23 protein-coding genes and 1 pseudogene are annotated in these 19,652 nt (G+C 65.9%); 14 read left to right on the forward strand and 10 right to left on the reverse strand.

Translation table 11 applies throughout. The features are described 5' to 3' along the window. Window positions 1-41: 41 nt before the first annotated feature. From QW861_RS01580 to QW861_RS01600, 5 genes are all read right to left on the reverse strand, one after another. Window positions 42-764: a DUF3750 domain-containing protein gene (locus tag QW861_RS01580; RefSeq protein ID WP_315751730.1), complete on the reverse strand. Its 723-nt coding sequence runs from the start codon at window positions 762-764 to the stop codon at window positions 42-44. 132 nt (window positions 765-896) lie between these two features. Further along, window positions 897-1,739 carry an SH3 domain-containing protein gene (locus QW861_RS01585; RefSeq protein ID WP_315826833.1) on the reverse strand — a complete coding sequence of 281 codons (843 nt, stop codon included), beginning with the start codon at window positions 1,737-1,739 and terminating at the stop codon, window positions 897-899. Window positions 1,740-1,852: 113 nt separating this feature from the next. Then, complete coding sequence (locus QW861_RS01590; protein WP_315767279.1) at window positions 1,853-2,626, reverse strand: DUF2066 domain-containing protein; 774 nt, start codon at window positions 2,624-2,626, stop codon at window positions 1,853-1,855. Window positions 2,627-2,711: 85 nt separating this feature from the next. Next, window positions 2,712-3,008 carry a copper-binding protein gene (locus QW861_RS01595; RefSeq protein WP_315712278.1) on the reverse strand — a complete coding sequence of 99 codons (297 nt, stop codon included), beginning with the start codon at window positions 3,006-3,008 and terminating at the stop codon, window positions 2,712-2,714. 893 nt (window positions 3,009-3,901) lie between these two features. After that, the gene (locus QW861_RS01600) at window positions 3,902-4,753 is read right to left on the reverse strand and encodes a 3-hydroxybutyryl-CoA dehydrogenase (protein ID WP_315826832.1); all 852 of its coding nucleotides are present in this window, start codon (window positions 4,751-4,753) and stop codon (window positions 3,902-3,904) included. Between the two features lie 439 nt (window positions 4,754-5,192). Between QW861_RS01600 and QW861_RS01605 the strand changes: the two genes are divergently transcribed. From QW861_RS01605 to QW861_RS01630, 6 genes and pseudogenes are all read left to right on the forward strand, one after another. Beyond that, entirely contained in the window at window positions 5,193-5,657 is a 465-nt protein-coding gene (locus QW861_RS01605) for a DUF2231 domain-containing protein (protein ID WP_315751734.1), read from the forward strand. After that, entirely contained in the window at window positions 5,654-6,994 is a 1,341-nt protein-coding gene (locus tag QW861_RS01610) for a sorbosone dehydrogenase family protein (RefSeq protein ID WP_316164730.1), read from the forward strand. The genes QW861_RS01605 and QW861_RS01610 overlap by 4 nt, the downstream gene beginning before the upstream one ends. 38 nt (window positions 6,995-7,032) lie before the next feature. Continuing rightward, a complete protein-coding gene (locus QW861_RS01615; protein ID WP_315712282.1) occupies window positions 7,033-7,230 on the forward strand; it encodes a hypothetical protein in 198 nt (65 codons plus the stop codon). 132 nt (window positions 7,231-7,362) lie between these two features. Next, window positions 7,363-7,569, forward strand: a complete 207-nt coding sequence (locus QW861_RS01620; protein WP_315712284.1) for a hypothetical protein — start codon at window positions 7,363-7,365, stop codon at window positions 7,567-7,569. Between the two features lie 95 nt (window positions 7,570-7,664). Continuing rightward, the gene (locus tag QW861_RS01625) at window positions 7,665-8,459 is read left to right on the forward strand and encodes a DUF72 domain-containing protein (protein WP_316192780.1); all 795 of its coding nucleotides are present in this window, start codon (window positions 7,665-7,667) and stop codon (window positions 8,457-8,459) included. A 42-nt stretch (window positions 8,460-8,501) separates the two neighbouring features. Beyond that, window positions 8,502-9,058, forward strand: a pseudogene (locus QW861_RS01630) (DUF4142 domain-containing protein). 31 nt (window positions 9,059-9,089) lie between these two features. Here the strand turns inward: QW861_RS01630 and QW861_RS01635 are convergent. Then, complete coding sequence (locus QW861_RS01635; protein WP_315751738.1) at window positions 9,090-9,443, reverse strand: hypothetical protein; 354 nt, start codon at window positions 9,441-9,443, stop codon at window positions 9,090-9,092. Between the two features lie 392 nt (window positions 9,444-9,835). Between QW861_RS01635 and QW861_RS01640 the strand changes: the two genes are divergently transcribed. The 6 genes from QW861_RS01640 to QW861_RS01665 all read left to right on the forward strand — a co-directional run bounded on the left by QW861_RS01640 (window position 9,836) and on the right by QW861_RS01665 (window position 15,817). Next, a complete protein-coding gene (locus QW861_RS01640; protein WP_315712288.1) occupies window positions 9,836-10,573 on the forward strand; it encodes a Crp/Fnr family transcriptional regulator in 738 nt (245 codons plus the stop codon). A 64-nt stretch (window positions 10,574-10,637) separates the two neighbouring features. Next, complete coding sequence (locus QW861_RS01645) at window positions 10,638-12,704, forward strand: PAS domain S-box protein (RefSeq protein WP_316192637.1); 2,067 nt, start codon at window positions 10,638-10,640, stop codon at window positions 12,702-12,704. Window positions 12,705-13,225: 521 nt separating this feature from the next. Beyond that, entirely contained in the window at window positions 13,226-14,119 is an 894-nt protein-coding gene (locus QW861_RS01650) for a hypothetical protein (protein WP_315751739.1), read from the forward strand. Window positions 14,120-14,252: 133 nt separating this feature from the next. Further along, the gene (locus tag QW861_RS01655; RefSeq protein ID WP_315712292.1) at window positions 14,253-14,459 is read left to right on the forward strand and encodes a hypothetical protein; all 207 of its coding nucleotides are present in this window, start codon (window positions 14,253-14,255) and stop codon (window positions 14,457-14,459) included. Between the two features lie 106 nt (window positions 14,460-14,565). Next, window positions 14,566-14,973, forward strand: coding sequence for a hypothetical protein (locus QW861_RS01660; protein ID WP_315712293.1), 408 nt, complete (start codon window positions 14,566-14,568; stop codon window positions 14,971-14,973). Between the two features lie 169 nt (window positions 14,974-15,142). After that, window positions 15,143-15,817, forward strand: coding sequence for an HAD family hydrolase (locus tag QW861_RS01665; protein ID WP_315712294.1), 675 nt, complete (start codon window positions 15,143-15,145; stop codon window positions 15,815-15,817). A 10-nt stretch (window positions 15,818-15,827) separates the two neighbouring features. On the opposite strand, the gene QW861_RS01670 is transcribed toward QW861_RS01665, so the two are convergent. The 4 genes from QW861_RS01670 to QW861_RS01685 form a co-directional block, all read right to left on the reverse strand. Continuing rightward, window positions 15,828-16,664: an HD domain-containing protein gene (locus QW861_RS01670; protein ID WP_315712295.1), complete on the reverse strand. Its 837-nt coding sequence runs from the start codon at window positions 16,662-16,664 to the stop codon at window positions 15,828-15,830. A gap of 340 nt (window positions 16,665-17,004) precedes the next feature. Then, window positions 17,005-17,394 (reverse strand): cytochrome C, encoded by a 390-nt coding sequence (locus tag QW861_RS01675; RefSeq protein WP_315751740.1) that lies wholly within the window; start codon window positions 17,392-17,394, stop codon window positions 17,005-17,007. Then, on the reverse strand, window positions 17,384-18,268 hold the full coding sequence (locus QW861_RS01680; protein ID WP_315712299.1) for a hypothetical protein: 885 nt from the start codon (window positions 18,266-18,268) through the stop codon (window positions 17,384-17,386). Before QW861_RS01680 ends, QW861_RS01675 begins: the two co-directional genes overlap by 11 nt. A gap of 221 nt (window positions 18,269-18,489) precedes the next feature. Further along, window positions 18,490-18,672, reverse strand: a complete 183-nt coding sequence (locus QW861_RS01685; RefSeq protein ID WP_316192781.1) for a hypothetical protein — start codon at window positions 18,670-18,672, stop codon at window positions 18,490-18,492. Between the two features lie 207 nt (window positions 18,673-18,879). On the opposite strand from QW861_RS01685, the gene QW861_RS01690 reads away from it, so the two are divergent. Both QW861_RS01690 and QW861_RS01695 read left to right on the forward strand, forming a co-directional pair. Next, entirely contained in the window at window positions 18,880-19,113 is a 234-nt protein-coding gene (locus tag QW861_RS01690; protein WP_315712301.1) for a DUF6894 family protein, read from the forward strand. A 145-nt stretch (window positions 19,114-19,258) separates the two neighbouring features. Then, on the forward strand, window positions 19,259-19,642 hold the full coding sequence (locus tag QW861_RS01695) for a hypothetical protein (protein ID WP_315712303.1): 384 nt from the start codon (window positions 19,259-19,261) through the stop codon (window positions 19,640-19,642). The last annotated feature ends 10 nt before the right edge of the window (window positions 19,643-19,652 follow it).

A 19,652-nucleotide genomic window follows, 5' to 3' on the forward strand; every position in this document is an offset into this window, starting at 1 on the left:
AGCAGCATGCCAGCCAGTGCCTGACAGGCAGATCGCGGGCCTCAGACCGCTCGCATGCCGAGGCGGCCGATCCCGGGAAATTTCAGCGCCGGCCGACGCAGATCGACGCCGAGAACTCCCCCGAAGAAGTTCAGCTCGACGCCCTCGATCCACCCGACGGTGACACCGAGATAGCCGCCGAGCGATACGAACAGACCGGTCCCGGAGGCCGTGCGCCCCCACCAGCCGTCAAAGGGGAAGTCCTTGCCGATTGCGGTTGGCGGCAGCACGGCGTTCAGCTCAGGAACCGCGTTCAGCGCCGCCTGCACGAAGGTGTTCGAATTCGGCCCCGGCCAGGCGTTGTAGTCGCCATAGGCGCGGAAGCGGTAGTTCTCGATCACGCTGCGGATCCTCGGGATCACCCGCTCGGCTTCATCGCCGTCGACGGCCAGCACTGTCTCCGGCAATGCACCGAACCAGCGACCATCGGGCGCGAAGCCATCGACCCGGATCGGCTCACCCCACGCGGTGTAGTCGTAGCGGGTGTAGCGCGGGCCGCCCTTCTCCTTCACGACGATCCAGGTGTGGACCGCGAAGATGCCACGCCAACGCACCGTGCGCGCAGCGAATACGCGCACCATCGCGTCGGCATGCTGCGCCGGCGATGGCAGCAGGCCCGCGCTCGAACGGTCCGCAGTCTGCCAGCTGCCGCGACGATCGCCGCGCAGATAGTTCGCGGCCGACAGCGAGATGGGCACGAAGATGAGCAGGAGGAAAGCGAGCACGGGCTTTTTCACGATGGGCGAGAACAATGGAGGCACCGAGGAGTGACAGCCATGTAGTCATCGCGCCCGCCCTCGCCAGCGCCGGCCGGCACGCCACCTTCACAATCCGGACACCAGGGCAGCGCTGATGACTCAGTGCCGACGGAAACCACCGTCCGGGCCGGAACGCCCGCCGCCGCCGCGAGGGCCACTGACGCCGACACGCGCAGCGCCCATGGCGGGGCCGCCCCCGATATGCGCCAAGCCGATTTGCGGCGAAGTCCCGATCATGCGCATGCCGCCCATCTGCGCGCGGGCGCTCTGCGGCGCACCGCTGCTTCGGCTCATCAATGGCTGCACCATGGGTGGCGTTGCAGCTCGAGCGGGAGCACCAGCCACGACCGGAGGTGCGCCGGGGCCGGCGGCAGTCGCAGGCGGCACACGACCTTGCATGCCCGAAGGCGGGCCGGATCGTTGGCCCGTGCCGGCGACCGCGCCCGCTCCGCCGCCAGGCTGGATCATCCCGCCGGGACCACGACCCGGCATCCCCGGGGTCATGCCAGGCTGAGGCGGATTTTGCGCCATGACCGGCGGATGGCGATGCCAGTAGCGGTTCCAGAACGCGTGCCGATGATACCAAGGCCGTCCGAAATAGAAGCTGCTCCAATAGGTGGTCAGCGTGAAGCCGACAGTCGGCACGTACTCGACATATTCGGGCAGGTAGACGTACTGCTCACGATACAGATAGGCGAGCGTCCGCGCCGCGACCCAGCCGCGTTCGCCTCCGAAGCTGACATCGCACCATGCGCCGCCTTGAATGCAGCCATGGATGGTGATCCTGGCGCCGACTGGAATGCGCTCGACGACGGGAAAACCGGGGCCGGGTCCTGCGCGCATGGTGGCCGCGGTGCGCACCAGGCCCGGCGCGGCCACCGCCAGCGAGGCGGGCGTGACAATCAACAGCGCAGCAACAAGACACGGTCTGAGTTTCACCACGGGCGCCCTCCTGTCTGTTTGCCCGAGCGAGCTCGGGCGCGAGACTCTCGCGCCCCGCATGCGCGGCTCAGGCATCCGGTCCACGGGGATGGTGGCAGACTATCGCGGCAACCTCACGGCGCTCCGTTGTCGGAGAGGAGTTGCGCTGCTCCACCGAGAGCACGGCGAAATGCCTCGTCGAACGTCACGCCACGGAATTGCCACCGATCCTGCTTGCCAGCGCGATCGAGGCGCCATTGCGTGACCCAGCCCAGTTCGGCATCGTCCCAGGTGAGATCGCCAAAGAGCATGACATCAGCGCCGGGAAACCACGACGCAACCGCCGCGGGCTGGACATCGTTCAACTTGGTCCGCTCAATGGCGGCCTTCGAGACCTCGGAGGCGCTTGGCAGAGCGATCTCGAGTCCACGCTTGACGGCCGCTGCGCGCAGCGCGTCGCGCTGCAGATCGGACCTCCGGTCGTCGGATGCAACGAAGAAAGTACGACCGCCCGACGTCATCGCCACGATCACGGCAATCGACGGGCGCGGCGCCGGCCACGGCTTGATGTTCAAGCTCGCAAGCAACTGATCGATCCGCGCGCGATCGAATGACACAGTCAAGTCATATGGACGGTCGCGCGTGCCCTGCTCGTCGTGCTTCGGCTTGCCCGACATCTGATCGTGATAATCGAAGCCGGTGACGAACTCCGCTGCCCGCGCCTCGAGTGGCGCGAGCCTTGCGTCGTTCCTGAGCTGAAATGCACCGGACACCTTGATCAGCACGTCTTCCAGACATGCTGCAAATGCCGCCCGGCGATTGTCCTCGCCCTGACCGGTCACGACCGTCTGCGCCTGGTACAGGTCGGTCGGAGCCGCATTCGCAATAGTGCAGGCCCCGACGACCATCATCGCCCAGAGCCCGAGACGCCATACGCCCCAACCGCGGAGAGCACCGCACTGCCTCATCGCGCCCTCGATCCGGCTATGTCGGCTATTTCTGCCGGTCGAGCTTGACGATCGTCGGTGTGGCGGCGTCGGACGTCGAGAACGTCACGCGATCGCCGGCGTGGATGTTCTCGATCATGGCATTGTCCTTGATCTTGAACTCCTGGGCCGCTCCGGCCGTGTTGGCACCGACGGTCCCGTTGGGAACGCGCTTGATCGCGATCGTGCCGTTGAGACGGTTGATCCCCGTGACCATGCCCGCCGTGTCTTGCTCCGCTGCCAGAGCGGGCCAAGTCCCCGCAAACAGGGCGACCGTCGCCAGAGTAATGCCAACTGCTCTCATCGCTGTTCTCCTGCCTTGCTTCTCGCGGCAAACAAAACACCACGAATTCTTTGGTTCCCGGAACCTTCAGCTTCGTCGCTGACGACTTTGGGCCGTCTAACGCGCCACAATCAATGCGCCGTGCAGCCCGTTTGTCGCCCCCAAGCACTACGCCTACATAAAACATGCTGATCGTCTCCGCCGCTGTGGACGACGCGCGCTCGACCGGGCGCAATCGCGAACCTTCTTCGACCGACACGGCTCGGCCACCCTCATGTAGTGATTTGCACGGATTTGTCATCAGACCAGCGCGTGATCAAAGTTTTCCTGCACTCGCAGTATCGACGCCCCGTAACGCCGAATTCATCAATGCGTCAGGATGCGCCTTGACAGCACAGGCAGCCGGGAGGACGATAACAGCGTCGTCCAATCTCGGTGGCCGTTCCTGACGACGCCGCGATGTCCGAACGACAACAAACCATCTGATTGCAGGGAGGTTCTATGACTCCACCTCCGTACCAGATCCGCTGAGTGCGACGGGACTCGCTTCGGACCATCGCATAGCGGCAAATCACGAACGGCACGCCGGGTCGCGGCTTAGTGGGCTGCATCAGCGAGGCATGGCCCCTTGCCCGCCCGGCGCTGTGCCGTCCATCTGGATCACTTCAGCGCGAGCTTTGTAGCTATCTGCGGCTCGAGGCCCGATACTCGGGTTGATACTGCCCAACGCGAACATTGGAACGTGTGATCAGTCGATCGCGTGCAGCGATCAGTTGACCAATGGCAGCCGAGATACCCGCTCGCGGCATCGCCGCATTCCCAATGTCCCCGACCAATATCCCCGAACGAAATCCTTCATCGCCTGATGCACGGCGGGTGCAGGCGTCACCCGCCGCCGAAGCAATCTGCCGCAGCTACTTGCTGTAGTCGTAGAAGCCCTTGCCGGTCTTGCGGCCGAGCTGGCCTGCGGCCACCATCTCCTTCAGCAACGGCGCCGGCCGATACTTCGGATCGTTGAAGCCGTTGTAGAACACCTCCATCACCGACAGCATCGTGTCGAGACCGATCAGATCGGCCAGCGCCAGCGGACCGATGGGGTGATTGCAGCCGAGCTTCATGCCCTCGTCGATGTCGGCCGCGGTCGCAATGCCTTCCGAATACGCGAAGATCGCCTCGTTGATCATCGGGCACAGGATGCGGTTTACGGCAAAGCCCGGGCTGTTCTTCGCGGTGATCGCGACCTTGCCGATCCGCTTGGCGAAATCGGCGGCGGCCGCATGGGTCGCATCCGAGGTCTGCAGGCCGCGGATCAGTTCGAGCAGCGCCATCATCGGCACCGGATTGAAGAAGTGCATGCCGATGAAGCGGTCGGGCCGGTCGGTGGCGGTGGCCAGCTTGGTGATCGAGATCGAGGAGGTGTTGGTCGCGATCAGCGCCTCGGGTTTCAGACCGGCACAGAGGTCCTTGAGGATCTTGAGCTTCAACTCCTCGTTCTCCGTGGCGGCCTCGATGACCAGGTCGCAGTTCGACAGCTTCGCCTTGTCGGCGGTGCCGGTGATGAGCGACAACGCCCTGTCCTTGTCGGCGGTCGTCATCTTCTCCTTCTTGACCAGGCGATCGAGGCTGGAGCCCACCGTCGCCAGCCCGCGCGCCACGGCCTGCTCCGAGACGTCGACCATGACGACCGGAACGCCCGCGGCGGCGCACACCTGCGCGATGCCGTTGCCCATGGTGCCTGCTCCGATGATGCCGACCGTCTGAATCATTGCCGCTTCCTCTCAGTCTCGTATCCGCGGGGACCGCCCCGTCCTGCGCAGTTGCTTAACAGGCTATCGGCCGGCCGGGTAGACCCAAGGCGGCGGGCTGAGAAGGGGCCGGCTGCCCCGCGGTTCGACGGCACCGGGAGCGAACGGTCGCCCCGGGGTCCAAACGAAGAGCCGGCAGACAACCGGCACGGCGCCCAGCCAGAGCCAGCCGCCCGCACCCGCGCCGACGGCGCCGCGCAACGACGCGGCCGGCGACAGCGCGCGCGGCACCGGTCCGCTGAACAGGACCGCTGACCGACACGCCGGCACGGGCGCCCGGGCGGCGGCGGCCGTCGCGTGACGTTGCGTGAGCGCCACGCCAAATCCGTCGGTGTCATCGGAACACCTGTTGAGGCCGACGGTTCTCCACGCTGCAACAGGTCCAATCGAGGAGACCGCCGTGGCGACCGCCGAAACCACCCGACCATCCCCGGAGCCAACGGCGCAGATCGCACGGCATCCGATCCATCCGATGCTGGTGCCGTTCCCTATCGTCTGCTTCATCGGAGCGTTCGTCACCGACATCGCCTATTGGCGGACCGCTGAAATCATGTGGGCGGATATCTCCGCCTGGCTGCTGCTGGTCGGACTGATCATGGGCGTGCTGGCCGGCATCGCCGGGCTCATCGACTTCCTTGGCAATCGGCTGATCCGGTCGCAGGCACCGGCCTGGCCGCACATGGCCGGCAACCTCATCGCCCTGGTGCTGGCCTTCTTCAACAACTTGGTCCATTCACGCGATGCCTGGACCTCGGTCGTGCCGACCGGCCTCATCCTGTCGCTCGTCACGGTGCTGATCCTGCCCGTCACCGGCTGGCTCGGTTGGTCGCTCGTGTATCGTCACAGGGTGGGAGTCGCACGATGACGCCGTCCGGCTCCTCCCGCCTCGCGCCTCTGCTCACAGCCCTCCTGCTCGGAATATCCGCGCTTGGTCTCACCGCGTGCAACGAAGGCGGCGATCCGAACGCCGAGATCGGCGCCAACGTCAAGCTGCCCGCATTGACGCAATACCTGTTGCCGCCGATGAACGTCGCCACGGTGGTCGGCTGGAAACAGGGCGAGACTCCCAAAGTCGCGCCGGGCCTGAAGATCGAGGCGCTCGCGACCGGCCTGCAGCATCCGCGCTCGCTCTACACGCTGCCGGACGGCGACGTCCTGGTGGTGGAATCGAAAGCGCCGCCCCCGCCGCCGGCGAAACGGCCGAAGGATCTCGTGATGGCCCTCGTCGAATCCTGGGCCACGTCGGGCGGCAACACCGGAGCGAGCAACCGCGTCACATTGTTGCACGACGCCAATGGCGATGGCATTCCCGAGCAGCAGAGCCTGTTCATCGACCATCTCAATTCGCCGTTCGGGATCGCTCTGGTCGGCAACGATCTCTACATCGCCAACACCGACGCCATCGTTCGATATCCCTACACGCCGGGCGAAACCCAGATGAAGGATGCGGGCACGACGCTTGCCGCGCTGCCGGGCGGCCCGATCGATCATCACTGGACCAAGAGCCTGGTGGCGAGCCCCGACGGCCGGTTGCTCTATGTGGGCGTCGGCTCCAACAGCAACATCACCGAGAACGGCATCGAGGCCGAGAAGAACCGTGCCGCCATTCTCGAGGTGGATCGCACCACGGGACGCTGGCGGGTATTCGCGAGCGGCCTGCGCAATCCGAACGGATTGAGCTTCGAGCCGCAGAGCGGCGCGCTGTGGACGGTCGTGAACGAGCGTGACGAGATCGGTCCGGACCTCGTGCCCGACTACATGACCTCGGTGAAGGACGGCGGCTTCTATGGCTGGCCATACAGCTATTACGGCCAGCATGTCGATCCCCGCGTGCAGCCGCAGCGGCCGGACCTGGTCGAAAAGGCCATCGTCCCGGACTACGCGCTCAGCTCGCATGTCGCGCCGCTCGGCATGACGTTCTACACCGCCAGCGCACTGCCGCAGGCCTATCGCGGCGGCGCGTTCGTCGGCGAGCACGGCAGCTGGAACCGCACGCCGTTGAACGGCTACAAGGTGGTCTACGTCCCCTTCGATGGCGGCAAGCCGAACGGCGAAGCCCAGGACGTCGTGACCGGCTTCCTCAATGATCGGAACGAGGCGCGCGGCCGGCCGGTCGGTCTCGCCGTGGACAAGACCGGCGCCCTGCTGATTGCCGACGATGTCGGCAATACGGTCTGGCGCGTCACGGCATCCGGCGGCTGACGGCCTTCAGCCGAATGACGCGAAGAATGGAGGACGATATGGGATTGGCTCAATACGCCATCGTTGCGGTCGGCGATCATTGGAGCGTGCTGCATGACGGCAACGCCCATGGCGACTACGCGACCAAAGAGGCTGCGTTCGAATCCGCTGCATCAGCTGCGACGCTGGCCATCAAGCAAGGCCACGAGGTGCATCTCAGCGTTCCGGGCAATGACCCCGATCGCTCGAACAACTAATCAGCACCACAACACTCATCGCGGGTTCCGACGAGACCTCCAGGGATAGTGAAGTGCACGCTAACGTGTGTTAGCGACAGCCCCTCGGCAGGGCAGCAGACTCATGTTCGGAGGATCAACAGGAGTTTCGCCATGAAGGTCACCCGGAACCGGCGCAAGCAGACGGTGTCGTTCCGCCAGCGGCTGCAGCAGGCTGCAGCCGCTGCCCGCGAGGCGGCAGCACGTCTTCCCGCAGGCCCCGAACGCGACATCATGCTGAAGAAGGCGATGCAGGCGGAGACGGCGGCGCATATCAACGAGCTGTTGAGCGCGCCGGTGCTGCACGCCGCGGAGCGCTAGACCACGCACCGTATCGTCTGCTGCGGCTTTGAAAGGAACCCGAACGCCATCACGACGCTTTGCTTTCGAGGTCTTGTCTCGGCGAGAGGACGATGATGGCCCGGGTCGTGATAGGCACATCGGGATGGCACTACGAGTCCTGGCGCGGCGCGTTCTTTCCGCCGGGACTGCTGATCAGACATCGGCTGCCCTACTACGCCAGCCAGTTCGAGACCACCGAGCTGAATGGCGTGTTCTACAGGACACCGACGGAAGCTGCCGTCCGCGGCTGGCGCGATCAGACCGGGCCCGATTTCGTTTTCGCATGGAAGGCCTCCAAGTTCATCACGCATTGGAAGCGCCTGTCTGCGCGCTCGGTCAACAGCATCGCGCTGATGGAGAGCCGGCTGTCGCTGCTCGGCGACAAGGCCGGCCCCGTGCTGTTCCAGCTGCCGCCGCAATTCGAAGCGAATCCAGAACGGCTCGAGTCGTTTCTGCCGCTGCTGCCGACGCACCGGCGCTACAGCTTCGAATTCCGTCACCCGAGCTGGTACACACCGGCCATCATGCGCCTGCTGAGGGATGCGAACATCTCGCTCTGCCTGTCGGACCATCACGACGCGCCGGCGCCGTGGAGGCGCACCGCCGATTTCGTCTATGTGCGCGGCCATGGTCCGGGCGGCCGCTACAAGGACAACTATCCGGACGCGACACTCGAGGCCTGGGCCAAGCGCATGCGCGCCTGGGCGTCGCACGGCATCGACGTCTACGTCTATTTCGACAACGACCAGAAGAGCGCGGCACCCGCCGACGCTCTGCGGCTACGCCGGCTGCTCGCGGCGTCTTCTCACCGGGCACGCCGCGCAGCGCGCGCCAGCTCGTCGGAACATCGTGCACATCTCTCGGTTTAGGTCTGCAACCAACGAGAGGAACGCTCCGCGCGACGCACACTCATCACGCTCGGCTGCCTGGTGGCGGCGGGCCCTGCCCTCGCCCAATCAGTCGGCGAAAAGACCGGGGTGAATTCGGCGCTCGGCATTGCGCCGATCACCGAGGACTTCGTGAAGCAGGTCGCCATCAGCGACATGTTCGAACTGCAAATTGAACCAGTTCGGCGAGCAGAAGGGCAACGGGCAGGAGAAGAGCTTCGCCGCGCAGATCGTCAAGGATCACCAAGACTTCGACCGGGCTGAAGAGCATGGTCGAGAGCGGCAAGGTCAAGGTCCAACTGCCCGCCGTTCTCGACAGCGCGCATCAGAGCAAGCTCGACAAGCTGAAGGCAGCGAGCGGCAAGGACTTCAGCTCGGATTTCGACGACATGCAGGTCAGCGCCCACAAGAACGCGGTGTCGCTGTTCGAGCGTTATGCGGAGGGCGGCGACAATCCGGCGCTGAAGGAATGGGCCGGCAAAACCCTGCCGGCCCTGCAGCATCATCTCGAAATGGCGCAGAACCTCGACAAGGGCAAGCGAGCGAACGATATGAGCGCCGGTCCGAGCTGGCCCTCATGATGTTCGGATGCTGTGCCGTGCAGTCCCGTCGTCAGGCGGCGCGGACGGAGGATTGCCGAGTTGATCGATGCTCGACTCGATCCGTACGCGATCGACCTCGATCCGGCCTTGCGGCGCGGTCGACCATCGCGCGCACGTCGGTGAGCTTTGCCTTGGCAGCGCTCAGTCCGTCGAAGATGGCTTGGCTGTCGGAGAGCGTCTCAACGGCCGCTTTCGCTTTGGCGAAGGCGGCGTCGGCCTGCTGCCCGGCCTTGTCGACGGACTTGATCGCTTCGGTTCTGCTCGCGTAGGCGCGATAGTGAGATACCAGCACCTCGCCCCCGAGAACACAGGCAAGCGCCGTGACCGAGAGCATCGATGCCGAAAAGAGCTGACCGACTCGCATTGATGCATTTCCAGTTGCTTGTTTTGATCAACCCAGAAGCCGGAACTAAGGGGGCCTTAACTACACAGGTTTCGCCGAGCGCCAGATCGTCGCGATCACGCATCGGGTCCCGTAATTTCACGGGCTTCGACGGTGATGCCGCATCAGATTTCATGAGAGTTCCACGACAGGGGCGCGAAGGACTGGTCGGACTCGCGCGATGTTGCCCAGCTCCGAGCATGCTGAGGGCAGGAGCATCGCCAAGATGCCGCAGCAGTCCCCGGCCGCGGGCCGCACTTTGGTTCCGCGCGCAGGTGCAGAAAGATCAGCGGTCAACGCGGTATCATGCTAACATAAGTTATTGAAGTCGCACCGAATGGAACCCCAATAAACCAACTCGGGGGAACCACTCTTTGAGTCATCTGGTCCGCAAGCTCGAGAATTTCGTCCGCCTCTCTGCGGCCGACCGCCTGATGCTCAACCGCGCGGCGGCTCAACGGGTAAGGACCTTCGCGCCACGCACCGACATCGCGCGCGAAGGCGAGAAGCCCAAGGACGTGCATCTGATCCTGAACGGCTGGGCCTGCCGCTACAAGCAGCTCGAGGACGGCCGCCGCCAGATCGTCTCGTTCTTCCTGCCTGGCGATATCTGCGATCTCAACATCTTCATCCTGCGCGAGATGGACCATTCGATCGGCACCATCACGCCGGTGTCGATCGCCGACCTGCCGCGCGAGTTCTTCGACGAGATCAGCGCCGGCTATCCGCGCATTGCGACGGCGTTCTGGTGGGAGACGCTGGTCAACGCCGCAATCCAGCGCGAATGGACCATGAATCTCGGGCAACGCACCGCGTCCGAACGCATGGCTCACCTGTTGTGCGAACTGTTCTTCCGGCTGCGGCTGGCGGGCCTGGCCGACGACAGCAGTTGCAGCTTCCCTCTCACCCAGGCAGATCTCGCCGAGGCGACAGGCCTGTCGAAGGTCCACGTCAACCGCACGCTGCAGGAACTGCGCGCCAGCAACCTGATCGTGCTCAAGGGCAAGATGCTGGTACTTCCGGACCTCGAGCGCCTGATGAGCGCCGGCCTGTTCAACGCGAATTACTTGCATTTGGACCGCGAAGGCCGTCAGCTCGACGCGAATGAGTGAGAGGTTCGGAGCGCTGGCGCTTGCGCTATGCTGACCGTGTCGGCACTCTGCCGGGGAAACGGCGATGGTCGAACAGCGCATGGTGGACGGACCCTTCGAGCAGGAGATCGTGCAGCGCCTCGGGCTGATGCCCAACCTGTTCAGGTCGGCGCCGTCGGCGCCTGAGGCGACCCGACAGCTCTGGCAGTTCGCCAAATGCGCCTATCTCGACACCCCGCTTCCGGCCCTTTTCAAGGAGCGGCTCGCCGTCCATCTGTCGCGCCTCAACCGCTCGCCTTATTGTCTGACCCGGCATTTCGGATTTCTGGTCGGATTGGGCAAGCCCGCGGGTGACTCGACGTCTCGCCCGGAGACGATCGATCGGGCGCGTCACCTGCTCGCGCGGCCGCTCGCGGATCCCGCGTGCGCCGCGGCGGCGCTCGACCGGCTTGAACTCGTCCAGCCCCCGCTCGACATCCCGGAGCCGGGCAGCGATGGTGAGGCGGACCTGTTCGAGGCCGCGTCGGTGCTGTTCATGCAGCGTGCTGATTCCGACCGCTCGCGGCGCGCAATCCGACATGCCTTCGGCAACACCAGGTTCGATCTGCTGGCGGCCTTCCTCGCCTATCTGCGCACAGCCCATTTCTGGGCCGATGTACACCTGCTTGCGATCGATTCGGACGTGCTTGCCCTCGCACAGACCGATCCCGAGCTTGCCGTCTGCCTCGGGTGCAGCGAGCTGCCGGAGGCAGGGCCGTCCGCACGGCAGCCGCATTCGAACGGCGGCGATGCCGGCGATCATCGGCTGCGCCGCCTCCTCGAGATCGATTCGGTCGGCGTGCTGTTCTTCGATCATGCAGCCGGCACCCTGATCGACGCCAACGAGGCCTTCTTGGCGATGACAGGCTATTCGCGCCAGGACATCGACAGCGGCGAGCTGACCTGGAAGAGCCTGACACCCCCGGAATGGATGCGCACCTCGAGCGACCAGATCGAGCTGCTGCGGCAGACCGGCCGGATCGGTCCCTATGAGAAGCAGTATTTTCGCAAGGACGGGGAACGCGCCTGGATGATGTTCGCCGGCCGTGACCTCGGCGACGGCACCCTGGTCGGGCTCGCGATGAACATCGACGACCGCAAGCGCACCGAGGCCGCGCTGCGCGACAGCGAGGCGCGCTTCCGCCAGTTCGGCGAAGCATCCTCCGACGTCGTGTGGATCCGCGATGCCGAGACCCTGCGCTGGGAATATCTCAGCCCCGCATTCGAGACGATCTATGGCGTCCCGCGCAGCGCTGTGCTCCGCGGCGACCATCTGGCATCGTGGACCGAGCTCATGCTGCCGGAGGACCGGCCCCGCGCCATCGAGAGCCTCGAGCGCGCCCGGCGTGGCCAGCGCGACAGCCTGGATGTCCGTATCGTCAGCCAGCCGGACGACGTCACGCGCTGGCTGCGCATCCGTAGTTTTCCCATGGTCGACGAGCTGGGACGGGTGCAGCGCATCGGCGGCATCACCCAAGACATCACGGCGCTGGTCTCGGCCTCCGAGCACCAGAAGCTGCTGCTCGCCGAGCTGCAGCACCGCGTCCGCAACATGCTCGCCGTGATCCGCTCGATCATCCGCCGCACGGGCGACTCGAGCGACAGTGTCGAGGATTTCGCCAGTCACCTCGAAGGCCGCATCACAGCGCTGTCGCGCATCCAGGCGGTCGTCACGCGCGATCCCCTCGCCGGTTTCGATCTGGCCGAACTGATCGCCGATGAGCTGCGCGCCGGCGCCGCGCGCGAGGACAGGCAATTCTCGCTGTCGGGCCCCCAGGTGCGACTGAAGCCGAAGGCGGCCGAGAGCATCGGGCTTGCCATGCACGAGCTCGCGACCAATGCGCTGAAATACGGTGCGCTGACAGTGCCGCGGGGCTTCATCAGGATCGAATGGCGGCTCGATGAGCGCGACGCGGCCGACTGGCTGGTCATCGACTGGACCGAGACCGGCATGTCCGGCCGTCCGCTGGGTGCGCAGCGCCAGGGTTTTGGAACCGTGCTGCTGGAACAGATGCTGCCGTACGAGGTCGGTGCCCGCGTTGTCCGGCGCTTCGAACCGAGCGGCCTCTGCTGCGAGATCCGGGTGCCCACGGGCGACATTCTCAAGCGTTGACGGGCCGATCGACGCTTCATTTCGCGGCACCGGTCGGTAACAATGGCCAGGATCTCGCCGGCACGGCGAAACGCCGTCGGCATAGCCTTCGCGGTGCATTCGGGGTATGCTCCGCCTGCGGCCAGAGGTGGAGGTCGCATGGGTCGCGCAACCGCCATGTCTTCGCCTTGGTTGGGGCGGATATGACCAAGTGTCGATGAGAATGGGAATCAGCAGAGCGTCGGCGCGACGGAACGATGATGGGACGTTCCCGAGTATGCGGCTCTGGCCAAGATGGATCACCGTGAACATGCAGATGCGTGGGCACGAGGGACAACCGGTATCCAGGTTCTGTGCTGATGCGGCCGGAGAGGCCGAGCGTTTCGTGGCGCAGTCGTCATCCGACGTTGGTGTCACGAAGCGTCAGTACGATGCAGCGTGAGTACGCGAAGCGTGGGTGCACGAGGCGTTGGTAGGACGACGCATCGGAACAGAGCCGAGCGCCGCCTGCGAGGCGGACGACAACGGAGGACGGAGCGTCAATGCTTGCAACGACGACCAAGGACGGCGATCAGCAGCCTCATGCCGTGATCGATCCCGAGATCGTGCTGGCGGCCCGCGCCGATCGCACTGCCGCCGAAGCGGACAGGCGCAGCTCGCAACGGCCACCGGACGTGCCCTCGCCGAAGATCGACCCTGACTACAGGACGCAGGCGACCAGCGACTTCGCGGTCACCGGAGAGCGCAGCACGTTCGCCACCTGGGCCGTGCGCACCATTCTGGCGGTGCTGTTCGCGGTCGGCAGCGCCGTCGCCGCAGCCGCCTGGCAGAGCTATGGAGACCAGGCCCAGGAGATGATCGCGCATTGGATGCCGCGGATCTCGCTGGCTTCGAACGCCGACAAGGATGCCGCGGCACAGCCCGCCGCGACCGCGCCCCAGCAGGCGGCCGCAGAAGCGCCGGCCGAGGTGCAGGAGCACGCAACGAGCGCGGTTGGCGCGACCTCGCAGGAGCAGGCGCAGTTGCTGCAATCGATGGCCCACGACCTCGCTGCCTTGAGCCAGCAGATCGGCGAGCTGAAGACGAGCCTCGCACAGCTGAAGGCCGGGCAGGAGCAGATGGTCCGCGACATGGCGCGGGTCGCCGAGGCCAAGTCCAGCGACAGGCCCGCCGAGCGGCCGAGCGAGCGGACCGCGGAAGCACGGTCGTTCGATCCGCGCGCCATCGAGCAGACGATCCGGCCGCGCCCGGCCGCGCGCCCTGCAACGGCGGCCGTGACCCCGGCACAGCCTGGTGCGGCAGCACCGCACCGGCCGCGCATGCCGCCGCCGGCCGCAACCAGCATGGCCCCTCCGCCGCCCGCCCCGATGCCGCTGCCGTCGGCGCCGGTCGATCCGGATCAGCCCGTGGTGCGCCCGCCAATGCCGGTGCGCTGAAGGATCCGCACAGGCGCCCGCGCTGGTCCGCGCCGATCGGCGCGGCGGTGATCGATGTCGTCGATCCACTTGTGGCGACGCGGCTTTCCGAGCTAAGGAACTGCGCCTGACAATGCGCATCCCCGAGGGGTTCATGAGCCTGACCGATCCGACCGTCCTGTCCGCCTCCGACCTCGCAGACCGCATCGCGATCCTGCGCGACAACATCCGCCAGATCACCGAGCAGGCCGCCTCGCAGTCGGGTGCCGCGGACGAGGAGCGCAACGCCGACCGCCTCGCGCAGCAGAGCGAGGAGCTCGACGTTCTGCTCAAGGAGCAGGAGCGGCGGCTGAACAAATAGCCGGCGACCCCTTCGATCAATTCGCGCGTGCTGCACTGCGCTCGTTGTTGCCCGCGCTTCGCCCACAGGCTAGCCTCGCCGAAAACAAGCGGGAGGTAGCCAGAGAATGCGAAACGGTCTGCTTTACACGTCAACCCTTGCGGCATTGACCATCGCGGCATTGCTGGCGGCCCTGACACCGGGCAGCGCCGAGCCACGCCACATGTATACGACCATGGTACTGGAGGCGTTCGCCACCAAGGTCGAATGTCCCGGCGTCGATGTCGTCTATCAGGATCTGGTCCAGAAGGCGCAGGACATGAAGATGCCTGACGGCACGACCGAGAAGGTGCGCAAGGCGATCGCCTACATGCACACCGGCGGCAAGATGGGCGAGAAGCAGGACGACGATCTGATGGCGGAGGTGGCCGTCGCCACGCAGGCCATCGACATGGATCAGCGCCGCCTCGGCATGACGAACTGGTGCGAGGAGCAGAAGAAGACGCTGGCCGGCTTCATCCGTCCCAAGGGCTGACCCCGGAGCGGCCTCGGGGCTACCGACGGAGTGGAAAGACCGCACGGCTCGTCGGTCTGCGCACAGCCATAGCGGGCACGGCACAGCCCGGCGGCGGGCAGGAACCCGGATGGCCGCTGCCGCTTGGCCTTGAGCTGCTACGCAGCAGACATCCAGCCCGGAGCGAGCCATGCGCATCGAAACCGCCTTCCTGTTCGACCTCGACGGCACGCTGGTCGACAGCGTCTATCAGCACGTGCTCGCCTGGAAGACGGCGCTGGATGCCGAGAACATCGAGCTCTCGGTCTGGCGCATCCACCGCAAGATCGGCATGAGCGGCGGCCTGTTCACCAACCAGCTGCTGCGCGAGACCGGTTTTGCCATCGAGCCCGAGCGGATCGAGCGGCTGCGGAAAGCGCATGCGGCGGCCTATCAGAAGCTCGGAGGCCAGGTCCGGCCCCTGCCCGGCGCCCGCGAGCTGCTGGGTTTCCTGACCGATGCCGGCATCCCCTGGGCGATCGCGACCAGCGGCAGAATGGAAACGGCGGCCGTCAATCTCGCCGCGCTCGGCGTCGATCCCAAGACCAGCGCCGTCGTGACCCGCGACGAGGTCCGCTACGCCAAGCCTGATCCCGACCTGTTTCTCGCGGCCGCCGCCCGCCTCGACGCGCCGATCGAGCGCGCGGTCGTGATCGGCGACAGCATCTGGGACATGCTTGCCGCAACCCGCTGCCGGGCGCTCGGCGTCGGCCTGTTGAGTGGTGGCTATGGCTCGGAGGAATTGCGCCAGTCCGGCGCCATCCGCGTCTACGAGGACCCGGCCGACCTGCTCGACCACATCGACGAGGTCGGGGGCCGGCGTTGACTCCAGCCAGTCAGCTCTGCGGGCCCGACAGCGAGATGTCGCGTTCGGCGCGGAACACGTTGGCATAGAGGTTGGCGATCCACTGGCGCCCCGTCGATGTCATGTTGAGATAGCGGATCTCGGTCTGGATGTGCGGGGCGACGCTGTTCCAATAAAACTGCGGATAACGATTGACGATGTCGGCCGGTGACTCATAGCCGAGCTGCCGGTTGATGCCGACCTCCTCGAACTCGTGATACAGCGCGTTGGCCTTGCGGATGTAGTTGGGGTCGCCGAGCTGGCCGATCAGGTCGGCGGCGCGCACGATCGACTGCTCCTCGTCGAACTGCTGGCCGGCGAGCGGCGGAAAGCGCGTGCCCTCGATGGCGCGGGCGATGCGGTCCTTGTCCAGCGGCGCCATGCCTTCGATGCGGTTGATCACGTACAGCTTCGAGCGGTCGACGTGATACGGCATCAGGCTGGCATCGGAGGAGCCGCGCGGCAGGCAGATCTTGCGGCCGCCGCGATCGACGACGAAGCCATTGACATCGTCTTCCCTGAACAAGCCGCGGACATAGCCGATGTCGTGAAGCAGGCAGGCCAGGATGACGTGGACGTAGTCGTCCGCCGTCATGTGGCTGTGCAGCGCACGGCCGCGCAGGATCTCGTGGCCGGCCAACGTCACCAGCAAGGTGTGCTCGACGTTGTGATACAGCGCATCGCTGTTGCCGATGCATTCCAGCGCAATGCGCGCAGCTGCCGGAAGCATCTCCGTCAACTGGGTATGAGACGATCCGAAACGGCGTCGCATATAGGAGCTGAGGAAACGCTCCAACGCCGCTGCCGCGAGCTCCGGTAAGGTCATCATCGCCGCTGCCCCGCCTCAGACAGCCCAAACACAACGTCAAAAGACATAACGCCCGAAAACACAATCACGATAACGCGGCTCGTGGCACGACTGAGACGTCACGATGATCCGGCTCGGGACGGCCAGCTTCGCACGGACACGCGCGAGATCGGCCTCCCGGGGGCGTCGAGCACCTTGGCCGACGAGCATAGCCCAGGTCGAGGATATCGGCCACACCCGGACGGGCACACACCGGAAAACTGCGGGCCGAGCGGCTGCACCTGAGCAGCTCAAATTCGATCGCCGCGGCCCGTTCACCTCACGTGACGAGAGAGGCGGAGCGCGACGTGCAGCGCGATCGCTAACGTCCCCGCACCGGCAGCGGCGGCCGCGGCGGTCGTGTCTCACCACGATGGGCCGGGCGCCGCGAAGGGGGACGGCGGGCCGGCGCGGCTGCCGGCGCATCGACCGACTGCAGATAGGTGCTCAAGGCCGACGCGGCGTCGTCGCTGCTGGTGTAGTGCTTCTGCAGGAACAGATAGAGCGTCAGGCGAAAGCGCCCCTTGGCGAGCCCACGTGCCGAGCGATGACAGGTGGCGCAGCTGTCCGCAAACAGCCGCGCACCGGATTTGCCGGCATCGAGATTTTCCGCCCGTGCACCGCTGATGACAATCAGCAGCAGCACGGCCGATCCAACAAGCCTCAGCCGCGCTCCGGCGCGCCTGCGCGCGTGGACGCGCTCAGGCGACATCAGCCTGCGGGCTTTCCTCGGCCTGCGCACCCAGCGCATCGAGATCGACCAGCGCCGGATCGTCGGGCATCGGCTCGCTCTGCTGCTGTCCGCCGCCATGGACGTGCATCAGCGTCTGGACCCGGCGCGCGTTGAGATAGTCGACGTGCTGATGCGCCAGCGCCAGCGGCAGCAGGGCCTTGGGCAGCGCCGTCATGGTGAACGCGGCGACGCGCTTCACCTCCTCGCCCTCGCGCCAGGTCAGCGGGCTCAGCGTATAGATCATCTGACGGTCGGTCTCGGGCGCCGGCAGTTGCCGCGTCTCGGGCGGCGCCAGCAGGGCCACGTTGATGTTGCCGGCCCGCGTGCGGCTTGCGGCGGCGCGCAGCTCCCAGCAGATCAGCTCCGCGGCGGAGAGCACCTCGCGGCGGATGTCGTCGACATCGGACGCGAAACGGCTGGCCTCGCTCAGCGCCGCGCGGCCGCGCGTGACCGCATCGACGAGCGCCGCCGCACCGATTTCGAAGCGAGGAACCGCCTGCTCGATGGCGGTGGCGACGGCCTCGATGTCGTTGGCGGCGCGGTCGCGGTCGCGCTGCGCCACCGCGTCGGCGAAGGCGCGCTCCGCCAGGATGATCTGCTCGTCGCACTCGGCGACGGATGCGCGCAGCGCCTTGGCCTTCTGCTCGACGGCCTGCATCTTGGATTCGGCACGATCGAGCTGCCCGTTGCTGGCGCCGGCTTTGGCAAGCCGCTCCGCGACGACGCGCTTCTCGTCCAGCGCCGCCTCGGCCACGCGGAGACGGTCCGTCAGCCGCTGCCGCGCGGCCTGCTTGTCCTTCAGCGCACGCTCGAAGATCTCGACGGGGCTCAGCTCACGCTTGAAGAAGACCATGGCAATAATCCCTGGACGGCGGGCGCGCCGGCAACGTTGGTCAGCGGCGAATCCACTGCCGAATCATGTTGCCCGATTCTTGCGTGGAAAATGGGTCGGAAACCAGGATGAGATGCGGCACACGTTCCCTTGACGGAACGTATCCACCGCCGGCTGGTGCGGAGCAGAGTCGGCGGATCCGACGGACCGCGCGGCGATATTCGGTAAAATGGAATCCGATGTCAGCTCTGATGCGGACCGCGCATCATCCTCATGGCGTCCGCGATGTGGCGCCATTCGCGGGCCTCCTCGGCCTCGCCACTGGCTTCGCATTGCTGCGCCTTCTGCGCAGCCTGCGCGACGGCCGAGGCGGCGTGCATCTCGAGCATCTGCCGGGCGATCGCGTGGATCTGGACTTCAGACATCATGTCGAGCTCCTGTCGCCGGATCGAATGGTTCGCGACAACTTCCTCTGCGCCGATGCGTTCCGTGAGCTGGATCACTGCACGTCCGGTTCCACCGGCCCAGACTGCGCCCCGTAATTTACCTTACGTGATCAATCCGATTTCGCGCGCGCCGCCACGCTGTTACTTCTGACTGAGATTCGCCGGAGGGCGATTGAGGAGACGGACATGACGCAGGTCTTCTTCCACTGCTCCAATCCCGATGAGTTCCTCGTCGATCGGCGTGGAACCGCGGTCATCGATCTCGCCGAGGCCTGTGATCACGCCGAGCGCGTCATGCAGTCGCTGATCTCGTCCGAGAGCGAGGAGGATTGGCGCGACTGGGTGCTGCACATTTCCGACGATCTCGGCGAGGAAATCATCGCCATGCCATTCACGTCGGTGCTCGGCCCGATGCATTGAACGGAGCTGCGCACTGCGCCCTCCCCGGCGCTGAGACATTGTGTCCGCATTAGGGTTACCGGCTTCCTTACAAGTTCCGCTCCTCGCATTCTTCTCGCCACATTTGTCCGCCATTTCGGCGCTGTTGCGACGGAGGGGACATCTCATGACCAGACTGCTGACGGCCGCGGCCTTGGCGCTGACATTGACGGCATCGGCGGCGATGGCCGACGAGCACCGCGGCGGCGATGCCGCACTGGGCGCCTTGTCGGGCGCCGTCGTATTTGGACCGGTCGGGGCCGTTGCCGGCGCCGTCGTCGGCTATACCGCAGGTCCTTCGATCGCGCGCTCCTGGGGCTTCCGCCGCTCGCGTGCAGCCCGGTCGCAGCAGGTTCGGCGTCCGGTCAGGGACAGCCAGGCTGCGATGACCGAGTCTCAGCAGCAGCCGCAGGCCGCGCCGCGCAGCGCACCCCCGCCTGCACGGACCGTCGCTGTCGCTCCGCCGGCGCCGCGCGGCCCGGTCGCGCCGCCGGTGCAGACACTCGAGTAGACACGCTGGT

Origin of the sequence: Bradyrhizobium sp. SZCCHNRI1029 (assembly GCF_032487555.1) — a bacterium.
Taxonomy (GTDB): Bacteria; Pseudomonadota; Alphaproteobacteria; order Rhizobiales; family Xanthobacteraceae; genus Bradyrhizobium.